This is a genomic window from Microvirga lotononidis, assembly GCF_034627025.1.
Lineage (GTDB): Bacteria > Pseudomonadota > Alphaproteobacteria > Rhizobiales > Beijerinckiaceae > Microvirga > Microvirga lotononidis.
Genome location: NZ_CP141048.1, coordinates 4,343,674 through 4,367,340 on the forward strand (window position 1 = coordinate 4,343,674; position 23,667 = coordinate 4,367,340).

A 23,667-nucleotide genomic window follows, 5' to 3' on the forward strand; every position below is an offset into this window, starting at 1 on the left:
CCCATGACGATCACGCCCGATTTCGAGACGTTCTCAGCGGCCTATGAGGCTGGGGAGGCCGGCGTCCTGCGCGCCACGCTCGTGGGCGATCTGCTCACTCCCGTGGCGGCTTTCCTGAAACTGCGGCATGGCCGCAAAGGGTCTGCCTTCCTGCTCGAATCCGTCGAAGGCGGCGCGACTCGCGGCCGCTTTTCCATGATCGGGCTCGATCCGGACCTCGTCTGGCGCTGCCAGGACGGCATCGCCGCCATGGACCGTCAGGCGCAAAACCGCCTCCAGGAATTCACCGTGGAGGAGGCGCCGCCCCTGGAGAGCCTGCGTGCTCTGATCAAGGAAAGCGCCCTGCCCCTGTCGGACGATCTGCCCCCCATGGCGGCAGGCCTTTTCGGCTATCTGGGCTACGACATGGTTCGGCTCATGGAGCGTTTGCCCGAGCCGAATCCGGACGTGCTGAAAGTCCCGGACGCGATCCTCATCCGGCCCACCGTGATGGTGGTGTTCGATGCCGTGAAGGACGAGATTTCACTCATCACCCCGGTGCGCCCACAGGCAGGGACCTCGGCCAAGGCGGCTTACGAAACGGCGCTCGCGCGCCTGGACGACGTCACGGCGGCCCTCGAGCGCCCGCTTCCCATCGACGACCGCAGCGACCCGACCCAGATCCGCTTCGAGCCGCCGGTTTCGAACACGACGCCGCAGGAATTCGAGGCCATGGTCGCCAGGGCCAAGGACTACATCCGCGCCGGCGACATCTTCCAGGTGGTGCTGTCGCAGCGGTTCGAGTCGGCTTTTCCCCTGCCCGCCTTCGCGCTCTACCGCTCTCTGCGCCGGGTCAATCCGGCGCCGTTCCTGTGCTACCTGGATTTCGAGGATTTCCAGATCGTCTGTTCCTCGCCGGAAATCCTGGTTCGGGTCCGCGACGGCAAGGTCACGATCCGTCCCATCGCCGGTACGCGGCCGCGCGGCGCGACAGCCGCCGAGGACCGGGCCCATGCGGAAAGCCTTCTGGCGGACCATAAGGAACGGGCCGAGCACCTCATGCTCCTCGATCTCGGCCGCAACGATGTGGGGCGCGTGGCCGAGATGGGATCCGTGGAAGTCACCGATTCCTTCTTCCTCGAATATTACAGCCAGGTGATGCACATCGTGTCGAACGTCGAAGGTCGGCTCGACCCGTCCTTCGATTCCCTCGACGCGCTGGTGGCGGGTTTCCCGGCCGGCACGGTCTCGGGGGCGCCGAAGGTGCGCGCCATGCAGATCATCGACGAGCTGGAGAAGGACAAGCGGGGCCCGTACGCGGGCTGCATCGGTTACTTCGGCGCAAATGGCGAGATGGATACCTGCATCGTGCTGCGCACGGCCCTCGTGAAGGATGGACGCATGGCCGTTCAGGCCGGCGCCGGAATCGTGTACGATTCCGACCCGGCCTCCGAGCAGCAGGAATGCATCAACAAGTCGAAGGCCCTGTTCCGTGCCGCCGAGGAGGCGGTGCGCTTCGCGAGCCAGGCGAGGATCGGACAATGAGCCGGGTGACGATGCTTCCCTTGACCGGGAGCTTCGCTTACGCGAACGTCTGCCCGCTATGACCCGCGTTCTCGTCATCGACAATTACGACAGCTTCACCTGGAATCTGGTGCATCTGCTCGGCCCGCTCGCGACCTCCGTCGAGGTGGTGCGCAACGACGCCATCACGCCCGATGAGGTTCTCGCTTCCCGGCCGGATGCCATCGTGCTGTCCCCCGGCCCCTGCACGCCGAACGAGGCCGGGATCTGCCTCGATCTCGTCAGGCGCGCCTCGCCCGAAATCCCGACCTTCGGCGTATGCCTCGGCCTCCAGACCATCGGACAGGTCTTCGGCGGGACCGTTTCACGGGCGCCGCTCCCCATGCACGGCAAGGTGTCCGAGGTGGAGCACACCGGCCAGGCGGTGTTCCGCGGCATCAACGGCCCGTTCAAGGCGACCCGCTACCACTCGCTGATTGTGGACCGGGAGAGCTGCCCGGCTGACCTGCAGGTGACGGCCGAGACGGCGGACGGCCTCGTCATGGGGCTGTCGCACCGCTCCCTGCCGATCCACGGTGTGCAGTTCCATCCCGAAAGCATCCTGTCGGAGCACGGGGTAACGATCATGCGCAATTTCTTCGAACTCGCGGCGGATTGGAATGCCCAGCACCGCGCCGCCGGCGGCGCAGCCGCTCCAGCAGGACATTGAAACCGATGGAATCGTTCAAATCCTACCTCGCCAAGGTCGCCACCGGCGCATCGCTGACGCGCGACGAGGCGCGGGATGCCTTCGACGACCTGCTCTCCGGCGAGGTGACGCCTGCCCAGGGCGGTGCTTTCCTGATGGCTCTGCGGGTTCGCGGCGAGGCGCTCGAGGAAATCGTCGGCGCGGTGACAGCGATGCGCGGCCGGATGCTGCGGGTCAAGGCTCCCGAAAAGGCCATCGACATTGTCGGCACCGGCGGTGATCACAAGGGCAGCTACAACATCTCGACGCTGGCTTCGATCATCGTCGCCTCCTGCGGCGTTCCTGTGGCCAAGCACGGCAACCGGGCGGCCTCCTCGAAATCCGGCACGGCGGATGTCCTGTCGGCCCTGGGGCTGAAGCTCGGTCTCGCCCCGGAGGAGCTGGAACGCTGCCTGGACGAGACGAAGCTCTGCTTCATGTTCGCGCAGACCCACCACGCCGCCATGCGGCACGTGGCTCCGGTGCGCGTCGAGCTCGGAACCCGCACGATCTTCAACCTGCTCGGCCCCCTGGCCAATCCGGCCGGAGCCAAGCGGCAGCTTCTCGGCGTGTTTTCAGAAGCTTGGATCGAGCCGCTCACCCAGGTTCTGAAGGAGCTCGGCTCCCAGAAGGTCTGGACTGTGCATGGCTCGGACGGCCTCGATGAGATGACGACCACCGGTCCGACCTTCGTGGCCGCGCTGGAGAACGGCGCGATCCGCCGCTTCACCGTGACGCCCGAAGAGGTCGGCCTGCCGACCGTGTCGCTCGACGATCTGCGCGGCGGCGACCCGGAGCACAACGCCGCTCAGCTGCGCGCGGTTCTGGACGGCGCCCGCACGCCTTACCGGGACGTGTCCCTGCTCAACGCGGCGGCCGCACTCGTGATCGCCGACGAGGCCGAGAACCTACGCGATGGCCTCGACCGCGCCTCGCGGGCTCTCGACAGCGGCGCCTCCAAGGCGACCCTCGAGCGCCTCGTCGAAGTCTCGAACGCTTGAGCGCCGCCATGGCCGATGTTCTCAGCAAGATCGAAGCCTACAAGCGGCAGGAGATCGCGGCGGCGAAAGCGGCGGTTTCGCAGAGCGAGATCGAGCGCCGCGCCCGCGCCGCCTCCGCGCCGCGCGGCTTCGCGAAAGCCATCGAGCGCCATCTCGCCGAGGGGCGGCCCGCCCTCATCGCCGAGGTGAAGAAGGCAAGCCCGTCGAAGGGCCTGATCCGCCCGGATTTCGACCCGCCGAGCCTGGCGCGCGCCTATGCCGAAGGCGGCGCCACCTGCCTGTCGGTGCTCACGGACGAGCCGTCCTTCCAGGGCAGGCCCGAATATCTGTCCCAGGCACGCGAAGCCTCCGGCCTGCCCGCCCTGCGCAAGGATTTCCTGTTCGAGCCCTATCAGGTCTACGAGGCCCGCGCCTGGGGGGCCGATTGCATCCTCGTCATCATGGCGAGCGTCTCCGACGACGAGGCCCGCGCCCTGATCGACACGGCGCACGATCTCGGCATGGATGTGCTGGTCGAGGTGCACGACCGCGCGGAGCTGGAACGCGCCCTGGCGCTCGGCACGAAACTGGTCGGCATCAACAACCGGAATCTCCGCACCTTCGAGGTGTCGCTTCACGTCAGCGAGGAGCTGGCGCCCCTGATCCCGTCCGACCAGATCGTCGTCGGCGAGAGCGGCATCTTCACCCTGTCGGATATCGAGCGGCTGTCGAAGGTCGATATCCGCACCTTCCTGGTGGGCGAGAGCCTGATGCGGCAGGCCGATGTAGCGGCGGCGACCCGGAGGCTTCTGTTCGGCGAGGCAGCATGACGAAACTCACGCATCTCGATGCAACGGGCCAGGCCAGCATGGTCGACGTCTCGGACAAGAGCGTCACCAGCCGCACGGCGATCGCCGAGGGATGCGTCATCATGCAGGCCGAAACGCTGGACTTGATCCGTCATGGCGAGGCCAAGAAGGGCGACGTCCTGGGCACGGCGCGGCTCGCCGGGATCATGGCGTCCAAGCGCACGCACGAACTCATTCCCCTGTGCCACCCGTTGCTAATTTCGAAGGTGAAGGTCGACTGCACCCTCGACGACACCCTTCCCGGTATCCGCGTGAGCGCCGAGGTGAAGGTGTCGGGCCAGACCGGCGTCGAGATGGAGGCGCTGACCGCCGTCTCCGTCGCCTGCCTGACCATCTACGACATGGTGAAGGCGGCCGATAAAGGGATGCGGATCGAGCATATTCGCCTGCGCCGAAAAAGCGGCGGCCGCTCGGGAGATTTTGAAGCGCCATGAGCCTGATTTCGGTCGAGGATGCTCTCTCCCGCGTTCTGGCGAACGTCGAGAAGCCGGTCGGGATCGAACGCATTCCCCTGGCCGACTGCGCGGGCCGGACGCTGGCGGAGGACGTCAGCGCGCTGCGCGACCAGCCGCCCTTCCCGGCATCCGCCATGGACGGCTATGCGGTGCGCAGCGCCGATTGCTCCGCCATTCCAGCCCATCTGCGGGTCATCGGCGAGAGCGCGGCGGGCAGGCGCTTCACGGGCACGGTCAGTGCCATGGAAGCCGTGCGGATCTTCACCGGAGCCCCCGTTCCCGAAGGGGCTGATGCGGTGGTGCTGCAGGAAGACACGGAACGCTCCGGCGACCAGGTGACGGTGAAGGAAGCGCCCCGCTCCAACCGGCACATCCGCGTGGCCGGGCTCGACTTCCGCTCCGGCGACGTGCTGCTGCAGACAGGCCTTCGTCTCGATTCCCGCCATATCGCGCTCGCGGCCGCCATGGGCCACGGAACGCTGTCCGTCCACCGCAAGCCCCGCGTCGCCATTCTCGCCACGGGCGATGAGCTGGTCCGGGCGGGTGAACCGGTCGGCCCCGACCAGATCACCGCCTCCAGCCTGCCGGCCACGATCCTGATGGTTGAGAAAGCCGGGGCTGAAGCCATCGATCTCGGCATCGCCCGCGACACGCTCGAATCGCTCGACGAGCGCATTCAATTCGCCAAGGACGCGCAAGCCGACATTCTCGTGACCCTGGGCGGCGCGTCCGTGGGCGAGCACGACCTCGTGCAGAAGGCCTTGAGTCGCCACGGCATGGATCTCGGATTCTGGCGCGTGGCGCTGCGGCCCGGAAAGCCGCTCATGCATGGACGCCTCGGACCAACCCTGCTTCTGGGCCTTCCGGGCAATCCGGTCTCCTCCCTCGTCTGCGCCGTCCTGTTCCTGATTCCCGCGATCCGCGCGCTCCTGGGCGACCAGAGGGCCGCCGAAGACCCGGCGGAGGACGCGATTCTGGGCGCGGACCTGCCGGCCAACAGGGAACGCCAGGACTATCTGCGCGCCGCGCTCGCCCTCCAGGATGTGCCCTTGAGCCTCGCCCACGGCACCGAGCGCGTGATGCTTCCCGTCGCGATGCCGCACCTGCTGCAGGATTCTTCCATGCTGAGCATCCTGGAACGGTCCGACGCCCTGCTCGTGCGTCCGCCCCATGCTCCGGCGGCCGTCGCAGGCGAGCCGTGCCGCATCATTCGGCTGGACCGCTTCTGCTGAGGCATCTTTTATGACGCCGCTCGAATACTCAGGCTTGCGGAACACAGCAAGAACGGTTACCTTGTTCTCGATTTGTTTCAGAATCGCCTCCACAGGGGCAGTAAGGGCCAGCCATGCTGACGCGCAAACAGCACGAATTGCTCCGCTTCATTCATGAGCGGCTGCGTGAAACCGGGGTGCCGCCATCCTTCGACGAGATGAAGGATGCGCTCGACCTCAAGTCCAAATCCGGCATCCACCGCCTCATCACGGCGCTCGAAGAACGCGGCTTCATCCGCCGTCTTCCGAATCGCGCCAGAGCGCTGGAGGTGATCCGGCTGCCGGAGAGCACCAGCGGCGCTGGGAGCCAGCGGCGCTTCACGCCGAGCGTGGTCGAGGGTGGTCTCGCCGGCAAGAGCAAGGCCGCGCCCCAACCGGCCGCCGATCCGCGCGACCGGGAAATGTCGATCCCCGTCATGGGCCGGATCGCCGCCGGTGTGCCGATCTCTGCGATCCAGACCCGCAGCCATTCCATCACCCTGTCGGGCGATTTTCTTGCCCAGGGCGATCACTTCGCCCTTGAGGTGCGTGGCGACTCGATGGTGGAAGCCGGCATTCTCGACGGCGACCTCGTGGTGATCCGCCGCCAGGATACGGCCAATACGGGCGATATCATCGTGGCTCTGATCGATGACGAGGAGGCGACCCTGAAGCGCTTCCGCCGTCGCGGTTCCTCCATCGCGCTCGAGGCCGCCAACCAAGCCTACGAGACGCGCGTGCTCGGCCCCGACCGGGTCAAGATCCAGGGCAAGCTCGTCAGTCTGGTTCGCCGGTACTGAAGCCTCGGACCCAAAAGTGGAAATCGGTCTTGCGTGCAGAGATACGCAAGACCGGAACCTCAATGCATCGGGCGTGACGTCGAACTCTCGTCGGATGCATTGAGGTCTTCCTCAGGAAAATCCTGCTCCGGGACAGGCCGCGCGCGACGTGGGATTTCCGGAGCAGACGAAACGTCTGCCCGGTGTACTTCTTTGCCGGCCCACGTTCTGACCTCCCGTCCCTTTCTGACGGAACGCAGTTCGACCGTCTCGGGGTTGAAGCGGATCGTGGTCGCACCGCGCTCCTTCAGATCGTCACCATCCAGGACGAAGGACGCCTTGCATATCGGCGGTGCCTTGAGCCTTGTGACGATCACTGTGGCGCGCCGGCAATCCTCTTCGAAAGCCGTGAAATCCTGGACGAAGGCGACCCATCGTCCTCCTGCCGCAGCGACAACGCAGCCTGCGGCGTCGCACTTCGCCTCCTGCCTGAGGCTTCCGTCATCGGCGTTTCTCGCATCCCCGTCCGCACGCAGCCATTGCTCCGCGACGAAATCGGACGGCCGCCCGACGAGCGCGAGCCGTCCCCCCTTGGCGCGAATGGCCGCCCCTGCCCCGTCCCTGTCGATAAAGACGTCGTAGCGATCCGGTGTCGCGGCGAAGGCCAGCCCGGCCCCGGCCGGCACGAGAGCCATCCACCTCAGGGCGGAAGCCGGCACGGATACGAGGATGAGCCCGAGGCTCAGGAGAACGAGCGCTGCGCCTCCCAATGCCGGCACAACCAGGGTCGAGCCACTGAATCCTCCGACCCAGGCCGAGACGTCGAGCACCTGCGACACGGCCATTCCCATGAACTGCCAGATCGGGCGGTCGAGGCCGAAGGGATAGGCGAGAACGCCGAGAAGGGCGGACGGCATGACGATCAGCGAGACGAGCGGCAGCGCGAGCGCGTTTCCGATCAGGCCGTAGGGATTGAGGCTCTGGAAATGATAGGCCGCGAAGGGTGCCGTCGCGAAGCTCGCCACGAGCGTCGTCGTGACGAGACCGAGCATGGCCGTTCCGATCCACGAGACGCCTCGCGCGACGAAGCCGCCGCGCGCGCCTTCCAGCCTCGGCCGGTGCATCAATGGGACGAGCGCCATCATGGCCGCGACGGCGCCGAAGGACATCTGAAAGCTCGGTCCCAGCAACGCCTCCGGCTCCCGCGCCAGCACGATGAGTGCGGCAATCGACAGGTTTCGGATGCTCAGGGCGGGGCGATCGACGAGGATCGCGCCGAACATTACGAGCGTCATAACGAGCGAACGTTCGGTGGCGACATCGGAGCCTGAGAAGATGCAGTAGATCGTGGCGCCGGCCATGGCCGCGACGGCGGCCATCTTCTTCACCGGCCAGAGCAGAGCGACCCCCGGCGCGAGGGCGAGGAGCGCGCGCACGACCCAGAAGAAAGTGCCTGCCGCCAGCACCATGTGAAGTCCCGAGATCGACACGATGTGGTAGATGCCGGCGGCCCGAAGCACATCATTCGTCGGTTCGGGAATGAGGCCGCGTTTACCGGTCACCAACGCCGCGCCGACGCCTCCGGCCGCTCCTCCGATGGCCGAGGCGATGCGCTCGGTCAGCGCATTGCGCGCCTCGTCGACCCGTGCCGCCAGCCAGAGCGACCAGCCCGGCCTTTGCGGTGAATCGATCCGGCGAACCTGTCCGACCATGGAGCCGACGGCGCCAATTCCCTTGAAGGAGGCGTCGCGGGCGAAGTCGTAGCCGCCGGGCCATGCCGCCTGGGGCGGCGGAAGAAGCCGCGCTGTGCCGGCAATCAGCTGACCGGGGGAGAGCCCCTCGCCGCTGCGGACTGAAACGCGTATGCGCTCAGGCCGCCCCGCATCCGCGACACCCATCATCCCCGTCAGGCGCAGAAGCAGCCGCTTTCCGCCCTCCCGGTCTTCGACGGTCTCGATGAATCCCGTCACGGGTGCGATGACGAGGCGTGTCAGGGCAGGCGCCGCCACGCTGCGGGCACGGATCGCCCCGGCCGAGAAGCCGGCAAGGAGCGCCGCGAGCGCGATCAGGATTGAAAAGACCGTCAGGTGGCGGCGAGAGGCGATCGCGGCAGCGCCGAAAAGCCCAAAGGCGCCCACCGGCGCCCAGAGCGCCGGCTGGCCATCGGCCTGGAAGAACAACACGATGCCGATCCCGAAGAAGATCGCGATCCAGGGGAAAAGCCGGCGCTGCTCGACCTCCAGGGCCATGTTCCGGGACAACCAGGCGCGGCCGTCCGGGAGGCTCCAGATCAGAGGTATGCCTGAGGACAAGGGCAGCGCCACGGCCCGCGCCATGCTGCGCGGGATCCTGCGGGGCTTTGCTTGGTTGTCTTCCATTGGGCTTCGGCTTAACGCGGGTCTCGGCGCATGCTAGAGCATCGAACCCAAAAGTGGATTCCACTTTTGGGATCCATTCGATGCTTATTCTTCAGTCTGGCGCATCGTCGGGCGCGGAAAACCGGGCCCACTTTTCCGCACGATGCGCTAGACGACCGCACGCTCCGGCCCAAACCATCCTGTGGATTGAGTCGGATGACGCTGCGGATGGAAAAGCCGCGCGGCCACATGTTTTTACTCAAGGTTTCCTGCGATGACCGTCGTCACCCGCTTCGCCCCCTCTCCCACCGGCTTCCTGCATATCGGAGGGGGACGCACGGCCCTTTTCAACTGGCTCTATGCCAAGCGGTATGGGGGCAAGATGCTGCTGCGCATCGAAGACACGGACCGGGAACGCTCCACGGACGCCGCCATCGCGGCCATTCTGGACGGCCTGAAATGGCTCGGCCTCGATTGGGACGGGGACGTGGTCTATCAGTTCTCCCGTGCGGCCCGTCACAAGGAGGTCGCCGAGAGCCTTCTCGCCCAGGGCCGCGCCTATTACTGCTATGCGAGCCAGCAGGAGTTGGAGGAGATGCGCGAGACTGCCCGCAAGGAGGGCCGTCCCCTGCGCTATGACGGCCGCTGGCGCGACCGCGACCCGTCAGAGGCTCCCGAGGGCGTCAAGCCCGTCATACGTCTCAAGGCGCCCACTGAGGGCGAGACCGTGGTCGAGGACGAAGTACAGGGCCGCGTGGTGTGGCAGAACAAGGATCTCGACGACCTCGTTCTGCTGCGCTCGGACGGCACGCCCACCTACATGCTCGCCGTCGTGGTCGACGATCACGACATGGGCGTCACGCACGTCATCCGCGGCGACGATCACCTGACCAATGCGGCGCGCCAGACCCAGATCTATCAGGCGCTCGGCTGGGACGTGCCGAAGATGGCTCATATTCCACTCATCCATGGCCCCGACGGAGCCAAGCTATCGAAGCGGCACGGGGCGCTGGGCGTAGAAGCCTATCGCAGCATGGGCTACCTGCCGGAGGCCCTGCGCAATTATCTCGTCCGTCTCGGCTGGAGCCATGGCGACCAGGAGATCTTCTCCACGAAGGAGATGATCGACGTCTTCGATCTCGGCAGCATCGGCCGATCGCCGTCCCGCTTCGACTTCGCCAAGCTGGAGAACCTCAACGGGCATTACATGCGCCAGGCCGACGACGAGCGGCTGGTGCAGGCTCTCGAGGATCTTCTGCCGGAACTCGACAAGGACGAGCATCACCTGGGACGCACCTTCAAGCCCGCCCTGCGGCAGAAGCTGATCGCCGCCATGCCGGGCCTCAAGGAGCGTGCGAAGACCCTCGTGGAACTGCTCGACAGCGCTTACTACCTCTACGCGCAGCGCCCGCTGCACCTGGACGAGAAGGCCGCAAGCCTCATCGCGGACGGCCGGTCGCGCCTTGTGGGTCTTCCCGAAAGACTCGAAGCCGTGTCCGACTGGTCGGCGGCGAGCGTGGAAGCGGTCGTGCGCGAGCACGCCGAGGCCATCGGGGCCAAGCTCGGCCAAGTCGCCCAGCCGCTCCGGGCCGCCCTGACGGGACGCGCCACCTCGCCTGGAATCTTCGACGTGATGGAGGTTCTCGGCAAGGACGAAACCCTGTCGCGCCTGAGCGACCAAACCAAGGATGCGCCTGCTGCATAGCAGGCGTTTCTCGCCTTTAGACGTGCTTGCTCCGTTCCCACGGATAAGCTACCCAAGGCGCCATTAACCTCCCGACCGACCGGCAAACCTCGGTTCCGCAGCCCCGGAGGCCTTCTCCGATCCACCGGTTGCACTAGGTTCTGCCCGGCCTCCTTTTTGAAAGGGCCATGACGCATGAGTTCCAACACCAGCACCGTCACCGTCGACAACAAGTCCGTGGAACTGCCGGTCAAAGAAGGCACCATCGGCCCGAGCGTCATCGACATCTCGAAGCTCTACGCCCAGACCGGGATGTTCACCTACGACCCCGGCTTCACCTCGACGGCCGCGACCGAGTCGAAGATCACCTATATCGACGGCGACAAGGGCATCCTGCTCTACCGCGGCTATCCCATCGACCAGCTGGCCGAGCACGGCGACTTCCTCGAGACCTGCTACCTGCTGCTCTACGGAGAGCTGCCGACCGCCGCCCAGAAGGCTGATTTCGACTATCGCGTCACGCGCCACACCATGGTGCATGACCAGATGAACCGGTTCTTCACCGGCTTCCGCCGCGACGCGCACCCGATGGCGATCATGGTCGCTTCCGTGGGCGCCCTCTCGGCCTTCTATCACGACTCCACCGACATCTCGGATCCGCACCAGCGCATGATCGCGTCGATGCGCATGATCGCCAAGATGCCGACGCTCGCCGCGATGGCCTACAAGTACTCGATCGGCCAGCCCTTCGTGTATCCGCAGAACGAGCTCGACTACACGTCCAACTTCCTGCGCATGTGCTTCGCGGTCCCTGCCGAGGAATACAAGGTCAACCCGGTGCTCTCGCGGGCGCTGGACCGGATCTTCATCCTGCACGCCGATCACGAGCAGAACGCCTCGACCTCGACCGTGCGTCTCGCAGGCTCGTCGGGCGCCAACCCGTTCGCCTGCATCGCGGCCGGCATCGCCTGCCTGTGGGGCCCCGCTCACGGCGGCGCCAACGAAGCAGCCCTGAAGATGCTGGAAGAGATCGGCACGCCCGACCGCATTCCGGAATACATCGCCAAGGCGAAGGACAAGAACGATCCGTTCCGCCTCATGGGCTTCGGCCACCGGGTCTACAAGAACTACGATCCGCGCGCCCGCATCATGCAGAAGACCACCCACGAGGTTCTCAACGAACTCGGCATCAAGGACGACCCGCTCCTCGACGTGGCCGTGGAACTCGAGCAGATCGCCCTCAAGGACGAGTACTTCATCGAGAAGAAGCTCTACCCGAACATCGACTTCTACTCGGGCATCACCCTCAAGGCGATGGGCTTTCCCACCTCCATGTTCACGGTGCTGTTCGCACTGGCCCGCACGGTCGGCTGGATCGCCCAGTGGAGCGAGATGATCGAGGATCCGTCCCAGCGCATCGGCCGTCCGCGCCAGCTCTATACCGGCGAGACGGAACGCGACTACGTGACGGTCGCCCAGCGCGGGTAAATTTCATCCCATGAAATTTGAAAGGCCCCTTTTTGGGGCCTTTTCTTTTGGCAGGTCTTGCTTGGGACAGTTTAAAAATCCGATGACATAGTGTTACTATACCTATCCGATCGGTGTTTCCCATGTCGCCCAACGAATTCCAAGCAGAAAAACAATCGGCACGATATGTAGCGATAGCCTGGGCACTCATATGCATGCTGCTGGCACTAGGGTCCTATACCGCGCAAAGCATGCAAGGATTTCCGGACGGAGGGCTGACCCCTTATGAAAGGCAGACGCTTCGACCGCTGCAGATACTCATCGCAACCTGTTTCATTCAGGGATTCTATTTTCTCTATCTCGGCGTCATGGACAAAGCGGTCACTGCTGCCCGCATGTCGCTCATGATCATCGCTGCGGCACTCGTCGTTGTTGTGCCAATGATGATTATTCCAAGCTGCCCTGATTTGCCGATTTGTAGAGCGGCTTATGAGCGTATCCTGAACACGCGCATGGACCATGGCGAAGGCGGCTAGGCAAAGAAGAGGGCTGATCCCATGCCAGTAGAATCAGCTCTACAGGACGCTTCAAGCCTTACATCCTGCCTCAAGAACCTCTTCTACGATCCTCGCCGCCCGCTCGCTCGGCGCCTCGTCGCCGATCTTCATCAACTCGTCGAGCTTGCTGAACGCCGCGAGCTGTCTTTGATGTTCAGAAGTGTCGCTCAGAAGCGGAAGAAGCGCGTCCGCGAGCTTCTCCGGCGTGCAGTCCCACTGGATGAGTTCGGGAATGACGTTCTCGCCGAGAACCAGGTTGGTCAGCACGATGGACGGGGCCTTGATGAGGTATTTCAGCACTTCCTCGATCTTCGAAACGCGATAGGCCACCACCATCGGCACGCCGGAAAGCCCGAGCTCCAGGGTCACGGTGCCGGAGGCGGCGAGCGCCGCGTCGGCGGCTCGAAAAGCGGCCCATTTGGCTGCCTCGCCTTCGACGATGGTCGGCTTCACGCTCCAGGTTTCGGCCCTTGTCCTGATCTCCTGCGCGACATGCGCCACGGCCGGAATCGTGACCTCGAAGGGGCGCGGCGAGCGTTCCGCCAGGAGGGCCAAAGCCTCGCCGAACGGCTCCATGAGACGGCTTACTTCCGAGCGGCGGCTGCCCGGCAGGACGAGCAGCTTGACCGGCCCCTGATCGCGTTTCTCCCGCTCGCCGGGAGCAGGCCGGATCTCGCCGAGCCGCTCGATCAGCGGATGACCGACATAGGTTGTCGGCGGACCGCCGAGGCGCCGGTGCGCCTCCGGCTCGAAGGGCAGAAGCGCCAGCAGGTGATCCACATAAGCCCGCATCTTCGGCGCGCGGCCGGGCCTCCAGGCCCAGACGGAGGGGCTGACATAATCGATGATGGGAATGCCCGGCGCCCGATTCCGGACGGCCTTGGCGACCCGGTGGGTAAAATCCGGACTGTCGATGATGACGAGCATGTCGGGCTTCGCCGCGACCACGGCATCGGCCGTGAACCGGATGCGCTTCAGGATCGACGGCAACCGCGCGATCACCGCTGAGAAACCCATCACGGCGATCTCTTCAAGTGGGAACAGGCTCTGCAGGCCTTCGCGCTCCATCGCATGCCCGCCGACGCCGCCGAAGCGCAGGCGCTCCCGCCCGAACCGTGCCTTCAGGGAGCGCATCAGCTTGGCGCCGAGCTGATCGCCCGATTCCTCGCCTGAGACGATCCAGATCGTGAGCGGCTTGTCCTCAGCCAAGGGAATTCTCCATCCAGGGCAGGTCCACGGCCACGAGGAACAGGCCGAGCCTATCGGCCGTGTGCAGGGTCTTCTCCTGCTCCAGCACGAACGTGGAGCCCGCCCCGACGGCGATGCCCGACAGCCCTGCCCTTGCGGCCTCGGTGATGGTGCGGGGGCCGATGGTCGGCATGTCGACCCTCAGGTCCTGGCCGCGCTTGGCGGCCTTGATGAGCACCCCGCCTTCCTCGCGCCGGCGCAGGCCGAACCAGGTCTGGCGCATCTTCATGACGCGCCGGATCATCCGGTCGGTGCCCTCGGGTCCCTCGATCGCCAGAACATGCCGGCGGGCGACGACGGCCCCCTGGCCGATATCGAAAGCCGACAGCGACTTGAGAAGATCGAGCCCCACAGTGATCGCTTCACGATCGTCCGCATTGGGCGAGCGGCTGCCGCTCAGCGACCGGGAAGCGACCAGATCGGGCGCGAGCTCATGGGCGCCGACGACCCGGTGGCCGCGCTCCTCCAGCAGCATCACCGCTCCACGCAGGACCTGATCGTCTCCGCGGGTGATCACCTCCCTCACCTCGTGCATGTTCCGCAGGAGGGAATAGGCGCTCAGAAGCGCGGAGAAGCCGGGACGCCGCACGGCACCGACGAGCGAGACGGCCTGCGGCCGCCATCCCTCCAGGGTGGTCATGATGGTCTTGAGGTCGAGCAGATCGACGGTGGCATGGGCGCGGCGCTGCAGCTCCGCTTCCGCGAAGCCGCGGAAGGCGAGAACGCGCACCTCCTGTCCCGTCCGCTCCAGGTGATCCAAGAGTTGGATGGGAAGTTGCCCGGCCCCGGCGATAATCGCGATCGGGCCTTTGGACATTAGCCTGCCGAGCTGACCGGATCCCGCGGCGTGCAGATGGCGCGATCGCCGCCCTCACGGATGAAGTCGAGGATCTCGTGCACGAAGGGATGCTGGTCGAACTCCCCGGCCACGTCCTCGACCCGCTCGGACAAGGTGCCCTCGTCTGCGAAGAGCAGGCGATACGCGCGACGGATGTCGTGGATCTGCTCACGGGTGAAGCCGCGGCGACGCAGGCCGATGATGTTCAGGCCGGCGAGATGCGCCCGGTTGCCCATGGCCATGCCATAGGGAATGAGATCGTTCTCGAGGCCCGACATGCCGCCCACGAACGCGTGGGAGCCGACGCGCGCGAACTGGATCACGGCGGAGCCGCCGCCGAAGATCACGAAATCGCCCACCGTGACGTGGCCCGCCAGCATCACGTTGTTGGACAGGATGCAATCGTTGCCGACCTTCGTGTCGTGGCCCACATGCGAATTGGCCAGGAAGGCGCAACGGTCGCCGATGATCGTGCGCAGCCCGCCGCCTTCCGTACCGGGGTTCATGGTCACGCCTTCGCGGATCATGCAATCGGCGCCGATCTCGAGGGTCGAGGGCTCGCCCTTGTACTTCAGGTCCTGCGGGATGTGGCCGATGGATGCGAATGGAAAGATTCGCGTCCGAGGGCCGATTTTCGTCCGCCCGGCCAGAGCCACATGGCTCATGAGCTGGCAGCCCTCGCCCAGTTCAACCTCCGGTCCCACCGTGCAGAAGGGACCGATCTTGACGCCCGGGCCGACCTTCGCACCGTCCTCAATGACGGCGGTCGGATGAATCACGGTTTCCATTATTCGAGCACCAGCATGGCACTGACCTCGGCTTCGCAGACGAGGGTGCCGTCCACCTTGGCCTCGCCCTTGTACCACCACATGTTGCGGCGATTGTTCAGCTTCTTCATGTGGAACTCGACCCGGTCTCCGGGCTCCACCGGCCTGCGGAACTTCACCTTGTCGATGGTCATGAAGAATACCTGCTTCGGCTTGGCCTGCTCCGCCATCTTGGCCTTGACGCAGATGGCACCTGCCGTCTGCGCCATGGCCTCGATCAGGAAGACGCCGGGGAAAATCGGCCGAGACGGGAAATGGCCCGTGAATTGTGGCTCATTGAAGGTGACGTTCTTGATGCCGATGCACGAATTGTCGCCGTCGATCTCGATGATCTTGTCGACCAGGAGGAACGGATACCGGTGCGGCAGAAGCTCCAGAATCTCCATGATATCGGCGGTTTGAAGCGTGGTGGGCGCTTCGGACATGACGTGAACTCCAGGCGGTAGTGGATGCCTTCAACAAACGTTATGAAGACGCATCGTCGTCTTTGGCGGAATCGCCCCGGGATGCAAGCTTTTTCAGGGCCGTGATCTCGCGGAACCAGTCGCGCATGGGACGGGCGGGAGTGCCGCCCCACCGGGCGCCGGGCGGGACATCGCCGTTGACGCCGCTCGTCGCCGCGATCTGGGCCCCCATGCCGATCCGCACGTGCCCCTTGACGGCGACCTTGCCGCCGAGGGCCACGTAATCCTCGATGGTGGTCGAGCCGGCAATGCCGACCTGGGCGACGATCACGCAGTGGCGGCCGATCACCACGTTGTGGGCGATCTGCACGAGATTGTCGATCTTCGTCCCTTCGCCGATGACCGTATCGCGACTGGCGCCCCGGTCCACGGTCGAATTCGCTCCGATCTCCACATCGTCCTGGATGATGACCCGCCCGACCTGCGGCACCTTCAGATGCCCTTGCGGTCCCATGGCAAAGCCGAATCCATCCTGTCCGATGCGCACGCCCGGATGAAGGATGACCCGGTTGCCGATGAAGGCGTGGGACACGCTCACATGGGCGGCAATCGAGCAATCGCGGCCGATCTTGACGTGGGCTCCGATCACGGAATGAGCGCCGATCAGGGTCCCTGCCCCGATCTCCGCATAGGGACCGACGACGGCGCCGGGATCGACCCGCGCCCCGTGTTCCAACCGGGCGGATGGATGGACGAAGGAGCCGGGGGAGATTCCGGACGATGCGAAGGAGGATTCCGGCCGCATGGCGGAGGGGAACAGGATCGCGAGCACCTGGGCGAACACCCGATAGGCCTGCGGGGTCACGATGGCGACGGTCTGGGGAGGAACCTTCGCGGCGTAACGCGGGGTCACGAGGCAGGCCCGCGCCCGCGTCGCGGCCAAGGCTCCCACATAGGCCGGATTGTCCATATAGGCGAGATCGCCAGGGCCCGCGCTCTCCAGGGGAGCGACGCCCTTAAGCAAAAACTCCCCGTCGGTACCGTCGGGGAGCGCTGCATTCGCGATCTCCGCCACCTGACGCAATGTCAGCGTCTTGGCTTGCGGAAAGAATTGGGATTCTGTCATGAAAAATAAGTGAGGGCGCCGATCGGCGCCCTCCCCGATTAGAAGCGAGTGCCGCCCGTGAACCGGAAGGCCTGGGTGCGGTCTTCACCGACCCGGGTGCCGTTCGGAAGGAGCCTGCCCTCTTCCTTGGTGAGCGCATAGGCGTAATCGAAGCGGATCGGACCGAGCGGCGAGCTCCACAGCACCGAGGCGCCGACGGAGGAGCGGATCACCTTGCTGTCGAGCACGTTGATGCAGTTCTGCGGTACGGTGGGGTTCTGCACGCAGACGCCGGCATCGGCGGGATCGAGGATGCTGCCGCCATTCAGGGCGAACCGGGTCGGGCCCTCGTAGCCGAACAGGGTACCGGCATCGGCGAAGATCGCGCCCTTCAGGCCAAGCTCACGCGGCAGACCCCAGATCGGGAACTGCATTTCGAGCGAACCGCCGAAATAGGTGGTACCGCCGACCGCGTTCGCACGGCTGTCAAGGCTCGAGATGTCACGCGGACCGATGCCGTTCGGGGCGAAGCCGCGGACCAGCGACGGGCCCATGAAGAAGTGGTCGACGATGCGCAGATTGCCGTTGTCGCCGCCGTCGTTGTTGTTGTCGAAGCCGATGATGTGACCACCCTGGACACGGGCGATACCGACCACGTCCTCGAACAGCTCGCGGTAGTAGCGGGCATCGCCGGTCACGCGGAAGTAACGGGAGTCGCCGCCGAGGCCGGCGAAGTCCGTCTTCACTTCGGCGTAGAAGCCGTTACGCGGGTCGCGGATGTTGTCGAGGGTGTTGTAGTTGAACGTCAAGCCGGCCAGCGACGTGATGGTGTCGCCCTGCGATTGCTTGATGGCCAGGGATGCTTCGCCGTTGCCTTCGCAGAATGCGCGGTTCGGAACTCCATCGGGGTTCAGGACCGTATAGCCCGGGATCGGAGCCGAACAGTCGTTATAGGGCTGCTTGATGTCGTTCGGGATATCCACCGACTGCTGGAAGAGCGAGTAGCGGGCCGTGACGGAGAACTCTTCCGTGATCGGAAGGCCGAGACGCAGCGTACCGCCCGTCACCCGGTTCTCGTAACGAGCATAGCGGGTCTGGTCGCTGAACTTCGAGTACAGGTCGATACCCGCCGCCATCCGGTAGCCGAGGAAATACGGCTCCGTGAACGAGAAGTCGACGCCGTGGGCGCGCTGGCCGAGCTGACCGGCGAGACGGACGAACTGGCCCCGGCCGAGGAAGTTGGTCTCGGTGACCGAGACTTCGCCGATGAAGCCGTCCGCCGTCGAGTAACCACCCGAGATGGCGAACGAGCCGGTGGACTGGTCTTCCACATCCACGTTCACGACCACGCGGTCAGCCGAGGATCCGGGCTCGTTCGAAATGCGAACGCGCTTGAAGTAGCCGAGGTTGTTCAGGCGGCGCTCGGCGCGATCGACCAGAACCTGGTTGTAGGCATCGCCCTCGCCCAGCTCGAACTCGCGACGGATCACGTAGTCGCGGGTACGGCTGTTGCCGCGCACGTTGATGCGCTCGATGTAGATCCGCGGACCTTCCTCGATCACATAGGCGAGGTTGACCGTGCGGGTCGAAGGATCGCGTGTGCCGACCGGGCGCACCTGGGCGAACGGGTTGCCCTGACGGGCCACGTTCGTGGTCAGCGCCTGGACCGACTTCTCGACGGCTTCCGCGTTGTAGGTCGAGCCCTCGGAGGTCGCGATGCCCTTGCGCACGGCCTCGGGGTCCACGCCGGAGAGGCGCGGATCGACGCTCACATTGCCGAAACGGTACTGCTCGCCCTCGTTCACGGTGATCGTGATGACGTAACCGCCGGCATTCGGGTCGAACTGAACGTCGCTGGAAACGAGCTGATAATCGGCATAGCCGTTCTTCAGGTAGTACCGGCGAATGAGATCGAGGTCGTTCGACAGGCGATCCGGATCGTAGACGTCGTTGCTCTTGAGGAAGCTCAGGAGATTCGACTCGCTCGTCTGCATGATGCCGCGCAGGCGGCTGGACGAGACCTGGCTGTTCCCGACGAACCGGATCTCCTTCACGCCGGTCTTGTCACCCTCGTTGATGGTGTAGACCACGTCGACCGTGCCGTTCGGCAGATCGACCAGACGGGGAGTCACCTGGGCGAGACCACGACCCGAGCGGCGGTAGATCTCGAGGATGCGCTGAACGTCGGCATCCACGGCGGCCTGATTGTAGGGCGCACGGCCGCGGGCCTGGAGCTGGTCCTGGATCAGGGCCTTCTCGACGCCCTTGTTACCTTCGATCACGACGCGGTTGACGATAGGTCCCTGCGAGGCCGAAGCACGGCGATTCCCCGGTGCCACCTGCTGCGCGAAGGCGCTCTCCGCGGCAGTAATTCCGGCCATGAGCGCGCTGATCGCGACAATGGCAGTAGTGGCCGGTTTTTTCCGGCGAGGCGTGGTCGTCGACATCATCAACTGGCCCGTTCTTTATATTCTGTCCCTAGCGAGGAGGCCCCGCAGGTTGGAGACGAGTGCCGCCAACCTTATCTGTGTGGACCGCTTGTACAAACTTTCGCCGTCATTGCAAACGGCACATCCACAACAGAGTACCAATTTTTAAATAGCGTGGCGTCCTTGTCACGATCCCCGGGCCAGAAAACTGGTGCCAAGGTGAACAAGATCATTCCAGGTGGCGAACAGCATGAGCATTCCCACCAGGGCAAACCCTATTCTGAAGCCGATTTCCTGGGCTTTTTCGCTCAAAGGACGCCCGCGAACCGCTTCAATGGCATAGAACAGAAGATGGCCGCCATCCAGCAGCGGAATGGGAAATAGGTTAATAAGTCCAATCGAGACCGACATGAACCCGATCAGGCTCACCAGGCTGTAGACCCCTCCCACGTCGAATGCGGTCCCGGAAGCCCTGGCGATTCCGATGGGACCGGAGAGCTGATCGGTCGATTCCCACCCCATGGCGAGGCGGCGGATGAAGTTGAGCGTCCGTTCGACGAGGCTCCAGGTTTCCCCTACGGCCGCCTTGACGGCTCCCCAAGGGGAATAGGTCAGGCGCTTGATCGCCGCGGGATCGCGCGAGGCCTCGACCCCGAGGAGCCCGATGCGCTGCTTGCCGAACGGGCTGGTCCTTTCGACGAGATTCGGTGTTGCCGTTAGGTTAACCGTCTGCCCGTTGCGCTCGACCGTGAACTCGAGCGGCTCACCGGCACTGGAGCTCACGATCAGCTGCATGTCGGCGAAGGTCTGGATCTGCCGGCCGTCGACGGTGAGAATCAGGTCCTTGGGCTGGAAGCCGGCCTTCTCGGCCGCGCTCCCGGGCTGGACCGCCTCGATCCTCGGCTCGAGCACCTGCCGCCCGCTGAAGTAGTTGAAGCCCGCGAAGATGGCGATGGCCAGGATGAAATTGGCGATGGGCCCTGCCGCAACGATAGCGGCGCGCTTGGCAACATTCTGATGGGGAAAACTGATCGAGCGCTCCGCCAGCGGCATGCGGTCGAGCTCTTTCTGGTCCGGGACGCTCGCGGCATTGAGGTCGCCGACGAACTTGACATAGCCGCCCAGGGGAATCGCGCAGATCTTCCAGCGGGTCCCCTTCCTGTCGGTCCACCCGACCAGCTCGCGCCCGAAGCCGATGGAAAAGGCCGTCACCCCGACGCCGCACAGGCGACCGACCCAGAAATGGCCGAACTCGTGGATGAACACGACGACCGTGAGAACCACCAGGAAAGAGATCAGGGTCAGGAACAGGGAGCCTGTCGCACCGCTGATCATCGAAAGAACGTCCATCGTCATCCCTTTCGCGCGCTCTAGGGCCGCGTCGCTTCAGCATAGGTCGGAATGAGCTGCCGTGTCACTTGCCGGGCTTCCTGGTCCATCCCGAGAGCATCTGCCACGGTCGCCGGCGCGGAGATCCGTCTTCCCGAGAACATTGAGCAGACGCGCTCGACGATCTCCGAAATATCATAGAACCTGATATGGCCTGCCATATAGGATTCAACGGCGATCTCATTGGCTGCATTCAGGATGGTGGGCATCGCTCCCCCGGCCCTGAGTGCGGCCTTAGCCAGAGATAGGCACGGAAACCGCTCTTCGTCAGGGCGTTCGAAGCTTAATCGTCCGATCGCGGCAAGATCGAGACGGGGCAGGTCCATGGTGAGGCGCCCCTGATTGCGCAAGGCGTTCGCGATCGGGACCTTCATGTCGGGAAGGGCAAGCCCGGCCGTAACGGCACCGTCGCTCCACTGCACGAGGCCGTGGACGATCGCCTCCGGGTGAACCAGAACGTCGAGCCGCTCCTCCGGGAGATCGAACAGGTGATGCGCCTCGATCAGCTCGAGACCCTTGTTCATCAAGGTGGCCGAGTCGATGTTGATCTTCGACCCCATGGACCAGACCGGGTGAGCCGATGCCTCCTTGGCGCCGGCCGCCGCGATGGCCTCCCTCGTCCAGGAGCGGAAGGGGCCTCCAGAGGCGGTTATAACCGCCTTTTCCACATCCCTCCCCAACCCTGCCGCAAGAGCATGGTCGAGGGCGTTATGCTCGGAATCCACCGGCATGATTTCCACGCCGCGTTGCCGGGCATCGGCCATGAAGGCGGCGCCTGCGCTGACGAGACTTTCCTTGTTGGCGAGGGCAATCCGCCGCCCCGCCTTCAGGGCCGCATGGGTCGGAGCCAGGCCGGCCGTGCCGCTGATGGCGGCGAGAACAATGTCGGCGTCACGCTCGGCCGCATCGAGAACGGCCGATGGCCCCGCCCCGCTGGCGATTCCCGTTCCCGCCAGGGCTTCCCTCAGCGCCTCGCCCCCGCGCTCATCGGCAAGGGCGGCAAAATTGGCGCCGAGTTCGCGGGCCATTTTAGCGAGCGCCGGAGCATCGCGCCCACCGACGACGGCCTCGATGCGGAACTCGTCCCGATGGGCCAGAACGACGTCGGCCGTCGAGCGGCCGATTGAACCGGTGGCTCCGAGAATCGTAAGGGAACGGGTCATCAATGCCTATGGGATGGAGTGAATCGTCGAAAGAACGGCCGCAGCGATCAGGCATACGGCCCAGAAACCATCCAGGCGGTCCATCACGCCGCCATGACCCGGGATAAGATGGCTCGAATCCTTGACGTTGCAATGGCGCTTGAGAGCCGACTCGCCGAGATCTCCGATCTGGCTCGCAACAGAGGCGACGACGGAGATGACCGCCGTGCCGAGGAGTCCGAATGGAAGTCCCAGGCCAAATTTCTGCCCTACCCAGGCGACCAGCACCCCGCCAAGGGCTGCCGCTACGACGCCCCCCATGAACCCGGACCAAGTCTTCTTCGGACTGATGGGCGGACACAATTTCGGTCCGCCGAAGGTCCGGCCCGTGAAATAGGCGGCGATGTCCGTCGCCCACACGACGGCGAACATCCATAGCAGGCCCAGGATGCCGAGTTCGGGATGCTCACGGACGATCGGTGGAACGAGCACGATCGGCAACGCGTAAAGAAATCCCGATGCCGCCCAGATTCTGTTGCCGTTGCCGCGCGCCAGGAGCGTGCCTGCAGCCAGGAAGAGCAGCCCCGCGGCAATGAAGACGCTCAAGCTCGCATTCGCCAGGAAAAGAGCAGTCAGGACAGCGAGGCCGACCGCAAGAACGCCCTGCACCGGCAGGCGCGGCTCCACAGCCGTCATGCGGGTCCATTCGATCATGATGGCGATGCCGGCCGCGAGCCAGAACAGGGCGAAGGGCCACCCGCCCCAATAGGCCGTCAACAGGGCTATGGCGACCATGACCAGAGCCGAAAGAACGCGTGCCGTCAGTTCCTTGGATGGGGCAGGCTTCGAATTGGAAGGCAAGCTTGATCCTTGGTCCGAGACCATCGTCAGCCCGCCCGAACGCTCAGGCCGCCGAACCGGCGGTCGCGCCTGAAATATTCGTCAATGGCGGACCTGAACGCGGTCTCGTCGAAATCCGGCCAGAAACAGGGCAGGAAGACAAACTCGGAATAGGCCGTCTGCCACGTCAGGAAGTTCGATACCCTCTGCTCGCCCGAGGTCCGGATGACCAGATCCGGATCGGGAATATCATGGGTATCAAGGGCTAGCCCGACCGTGGCCATATCGATATCGGCGGGGTCGAGCGTCCCTTCCTTCACCTTGAGGGCAAGAGCCCGCATGGCGCCCACGATCTCCTGGCGCCCGCCGTAATTGAACGCGATAACGAGCGTCAGGCCCGTATTGGACCGGGTGAGATGCTCCGCCTCGTCCAACAGCAGGCGAATGTCGGAGGCCAATCCCTCGCGCTCTCCGATGATCCGGACGCGGATGTTGTTGGCGTGAAGCTCGGCCAGATCGTGCCGGACGAAGCGTTTGAGCAGGCCCATGAGGTAGGAGACCTCGTCGACGGGCCTCCGCCAGTTCTCGGCCGAGAAGCTGTAAACCGTCAGGTACCCGATGCCGAGATCCGTCGCGGTTCGCACCGCACGGCGGATCGCCTCGATCCCCTTCCGATGCCCCTCGAACCGGGGCAGCCCTCTCTGTGCGGCCCAGCGTCCGTTTCCATCCATGATGATGGCAACATGGCTTGGCATCCCCTCGACCGCCTCTCGCTGGGCGAGGATGGGAGCCGTCCGCTTGGCTTCGCCGCTCATAT

21 protein-coding genes are annotated in these 23,667 nt (G+C 64.8%); 10 read left to right on the forward strand and 11 right to left on the reverse strand.

The features are described from left to right. The first annotated feature begins 3 nt into the window (after window positions 1-3). From trpE to lexA, 7 genes are all read left to right on the forward strand, one after another. Entirely contained in the window at window positions 4-1,524 is a 1,521-nt protein-coding gene (gene trpE, locus U0023_RS20475) for an anthranilate synthase component I (protein ID WP_009491163.1), read from the forward strand. A gap of 58 nt (window positions 1,525-1,582) precedes the next feature. Beyond that, the gene (locus tag U0023_RS20480; protein WP_009491162.1) at window positions 1,583-2,212 is read left to right on the forward strand and encodes an anthranilate synthase component II; all 630 of its coding nucleotides are present in this window, start codon (window positions 1,583-1,585) and stop codon (window positions 2,210-2,212) included. 5 nt (window positions 2,213-2,217) lie between these two features. Further along, entirely contained in the window at window positions 2,218-3,231 is a 1,014-nt protein-coding gene (gene trpD / locus U0023_RS20485; protein ID WP_009491161.1) for an anthranilate phosphoribosyltransferase, read from the forward strand. An 8-nt stretch (window positions 3,232-3,239) separates the two neighbouring features. Beyond that, window positions 3,240-4,040: an indole-3-glycerol phosphate synthase TrpC gene (gene trpC / locus U0023_RS20490; RefSeq protein WP_009491160.1), complete on the forward strand. Its 801-nt coding sequence runs from the start codon at window positions 3,240-3,242 to the stop codon at window positions 4,038-4,040. Continuing rightward, on the forward strand, window positions 4,037-4,513 hold the full coding sequence (gene moaC / locus U0023_RS20495) for a cyclic pyranopterin monophosphate synthase MoaC (RefSeq protein WP_009491159.1): 477 nt from the start codon (window positions 4,037-4,039) through the stop codon (window positions 4,511-4,513). Before trpC ends, moaC begins: the two co-directional genes overlap by 4 nt. Further along, complete coding sequence (locus tag U0023_RS20500; protein ID WP_009491158.1) at window positions 4,510-5,766, forward strand: molybdopterin molybdotransferase MoeA; 1,257 nt, start codon at window positions 4,510-4,512, stop codon at window positions 5,764-5,766. The genes moaC and U0023_RS20500 overlap by 4 nt, the downstream gene beginning before the upstream one ends. 113 nt (window positions 5,767-5,879) lie before the next feature. Continuing rightward, window positions 5,880-6,584: a transcriptional repressor LexA gene (lexA, locus tag U0023_RS20505; RefSeq protein ID WP_009491157.1), complete on the forward strand. Its 705-nt coding sequence runs from the start codon at window positions 5,880-5,882 to the stop codon at window positions 6,582-6,584. A 59-nt stretch (window positions 6,585-6,643) separates the two neighbouring features. Here the strand turns inward: lexA and U0023_RS20510 are convergent, their stop codons facing one another. Then, window positions 6,644-8,941 (reverse strand): ComEC/Rec2 family competence protein, encoded by a 2,298-nt coding sequence (locus tag U0023_RS20510; protein ID WP_154661013.1) that lies wholly within the window; start codon window positions 8,939-8,941, stop codon window positions 6,644-6,646. A 253-nt stretch (window positions 8,942-9,194) separates the two neighbouring features. Here U0023_RS20510 and gltX point away from each other — a divergent pair, with 253 nt between their 5' ends. The 3 genes from gltX to U0023_RS20525 all read left to right on the forward strand — a co-directional run bounded on the left by gltX (window position 9,195) and on the right by U0023_RS20525 (window position 12,607). Continuing rightward, a complete protein-coding gene (gltX, locus tag U0023_RS20515; protein ID WP_009491155.1) occupies window positions 9,195-10,625 on the forward strand; it encodes a glutamate--tRNA ligase in 1,431 nt (476 codons plus the stop codon). Between the two features lie 174 nt (window positions 10,626-10,799). Beyond that, window positions 10,800-12,092, forward strand: a complete 1,293-nt coding sequence (gltA, locus tag U0023_RS20520; RefSeq protein WP_009491154.1) for a citrate synthase — start codon at window positions 10,800-10,802, stop codon at window positions 12,090-12,092. A 122-nt stretch (window positions 12,093-12,214) separates the two neighbouring features. Further along, a complete protein-coding gene (locus U0023_RS20525) occupies window positions 12,215-12,607 on the forward strand; it encodes a hypothetical protein (protein WP_154661012.1) in 393 nt (130 codons plus the stop codon). A gap of 51 nt (window positions 12,608-12,658) precedes the next feature. Here the strand turns inward: U0023_RS20525 and lpxB are convergent, their stop codons facing one another. The 10 genes from lpxB to U0023_RS20575 all read right to left on the reverse strand — a co-directional run bounded on the left by lpxB (window position 12,659) and on the right by U0023_RS20575 (window position 23,665). Further along, window positions 12,659-13,837: a lipid-A-disaccharide synthase gene (gene lpxB / locus U0023_RS20530; RefSeq protein WP_009491152.1), complete on the reverse strand. Its 1,179-nt coding sequence runs from the start codon at window positions 13,835-13,837 to the stop codon at window positions 12,659-12,661. Next, window positions 13,830-14,693, reverse strand: a complete 864-nt coding sequence (locus U0023_RS20535; RefSeq protein ID WP_009491151.1) for an LpxI family protein — start codon at window positions 14,691-14,693, stop codon at window positions 13,830-13,832. The genes lpxB and U0023_RS20535 overlap by 8 nt, the downstream gene beginning before the upstream one ends. Then, entirely contained in the window at window positions 14,693-15,502 is an 810-nt protein-coding gene (gene lpxA / locus U0023_RS20540; RefSeq protein ID WP_009491150.1) for an acyl-ACP--UDP-N-acetylglucosamine O-acyltransferase, read from the reverse strand. The genes U0023_RS20535 and lpxA overlap by 1 nt, the downstream gene beginning before the upstream one ends. Continuing rightward, window positions 15,502-15,966, reverse strand: coding sequence for a 3-hydroxyacyl-ACP dehydratase FabZ (gene fabZ / locus U0023_RS20545; protein ID WP_009491149.1), 465 nt, complete (start codon window positions 15,964-15,966; stop codon window positions 15,502-15,504). Before fabZ ends, lpxA begins: the two co-directional genes overlap by 1 nt. A gap of 40 nt (window positions 15,967-16,006) precedes the next feature. Beyond that, entirely contained in the window at window positions 16,007-17,071 is a 1,065-nt protein-coding gene (gene lpxD / locus U0023_RS20550) for a UDP-3-O-(3-hydroxymyristoyl)glucosamine N-acyltransferase (protein WP_009491148.1), read from the reverse strand. Between the two features lie 38 nt (window positions 17,072-17,109). Continuing rightward, window positions 17,110-19,500 carry an outer membrane protein assembly factor BamA gene (gene bamA / locus U0023_RS20555; RefSeq protein ID WP_009491147.1) on the reverse strand — a complete coding sequence of 797 codons (2,391 nt, stop codon included), beginning with the start codon at window positions 19,498-19,500 and terminating at the stop codon, window positions 17,110-17,112. Window positions 19,501-19,665: 165 nt separating this feature from the next. After that, window positions 19,666-20,829: an RIP metalloprotease RseP gene (gene rseP, locus U0023_RS20560; protein ID WP_009491146.1), complete on the reverse strand. Its 1,164-nt coding sequence runs from the start codon at window positions 20,827-20,829 to the stop codon at window positions 19,666-19,668. Between the two features lie 20 nt (window positions 20,830-20,849). Continuing rightward, entirely contained in the window at window positions 20,850-22,031 is a 1,182-nt protein-coding gene (gene dxr, locus U0023_RS20565) for a 1-deoxy-D-xylulose-5-phosphate reductoisomerase (protein ID WP_009491145.1), read from the reverse strand. Window positions 22,032-22,037: 6 nt separating this feature from the next. Continuing rightward, complete coding sequence (locus U0023_RS20570; protein WP_052600490.1) at window positions 22,038-22,871, reverse strand: phosphatidate cytidylyltransferase; 834 nt, start codon at window positions 22,869-22,871, stop codon at window positions 22,038-22,040. Between the two features lie 26 nt (window positions 22,872-22,897). Further along, complete coding sequence (locus U0023_RS20575) at window positions 22,898-23,665, reverse strand: isoprenyl transferase (protein WP_009491143.1); 768 nt, start codon at window positions 23,663-23,665, stop codon at window positions 22,898-22,900. Between the last annotated feature and the right edge of the window lie 2 nt (window positions 23,666-23,667).

Excerpts from the sequence above, each read along its gene's own strand:
- trpE (WP_009491163.1), top strand. The coding sequence starts at position 4 with ATGACGATCACGCCCGATTTCGAGACGTTCTCAGCGGCCTATGAGGCT.
- U0023_RS20480 (WP_009491162.1), top strand. The coding sequence starts at position 1,583 with ATGACCCGCGTTCTCGTCATCGACAATTACGACAGCTTCACCTGGAAT.
- trpD (WP_009491161.1), top strand. The coding sequence starts at position 2,218 with ATGGAATCGTTCAAATCCTACCTCGCCAAGGTCGCCACCGGCGCATCG.
- trpC (WP_009491160.1), top strand. The coding sequence starts at position 3,240 with ATGGCCGATGTTCTCAGCAAGATCGAAGCCTACAAGCGGCAGGAGATC.
- moaC (WP_009491159.1), top strand. The coding sequence starts at position 4,037 with ATGACGAAACTCACGCATCTCGATGCAACGGGCCAGGCCAGCATGGTC.
- U0023_RS20500 (WP_009491158.1), top strand. The coding sequence starts at position 4,510 with ATGAGCCTGATTTCGGTCGAGGATGCTCTCTCCCGCGTTCTGGCGAAC.
- lexA (WP_009491157.1), top strand. The coding sequence starts at position 5,880 with ATGCTGACGCGCAAACAGCACGAATTGCTCCGCTTCATTCATGAGCGG.
- U0023_RS20510 (WP_154661013.1), bottom strand. The coding sequence starts at position 8,941 with ATGGAAGACAACCAAGCAAAGCCCCGCAGGATCCCGCGCAGCATGGCG.
- gltX (WP_009491155.1), top strand. The coding sequence starts at position 9,195 with ATGACCGTCGTCACCCGCTTCGCCCCCTCTCCCACCGGCTTCCTGCAT.
- gltA (WP_009491154.1), top strand. The coding sequence starts at position 10,800 with ATGAGTTCCAACACCAGCACCGTCACCGTCGACAACAAGTCCGTGGAA.
- U0023_RS20525 (WP_154661012.1), top strand. The coding sequence starts at position 12,215 with ATGTCGCCCAACGAATTCCAAGCAGAAAAACAATCGGCACGATATGTA.
- U0023_RS20535 (WP_009491151.1), bottom strand. The coding sequence starts at position 14,693 with ATGTCCAAAGGCCCGATCGCGATTATCGCCGGGGCCGGGCAACTTCCC.
- lpxA (WP_009491150.1), bottom strand. The coding sequence starts at position 15,502 with ATGGAAACCGTGATTCATCCGACCGCCGTCATTGAGGACGGTGCGAAG.
- fabZ (WP_009491149.1), bottom strand. The coding sequence starts at position 15,966 with ATGTCCGAAGCGCCCACCACGCTTCAAACCGCCGATATCATGGAGATT.
- lpxD (WP_009491148.1), bottom strand. The coding sequence starts at position 17,071 with ATGACAGAATCCCAATTCTTTCCGCAAGCCAAGACGCTGACATTGCGT.
- bamA (WP_009491147.1), bottom strand. The coding sequence starts at position 19,500 with ATGATGTCGACGACCACGCCTCGCCGGAAAAAACCGGCCACTACTGCC.
- rseP (WP_009491146.1), bottom strand. The coding sequence starts at position 20,829 with ATGGACGTTCTTTCGATGATCAGCGGTGCGACAGGCTCCCTGTTCCTG.
- dxr (WP_009491145.1), bottom strand. The coding sequence starts at position 22,031 with ATGACCCGTTCCCTTACGATTCTCGGAGCCACCGGTTCAATCGGCCGC.
- U0023_RS20575 (WP_009491143.1), bottom strand. The coding sequence starts at position 23,665 with ATGAGCGGCGAAGCCAAGCGGACGGCTCCCATCCTCGCCCAGCGAGAG.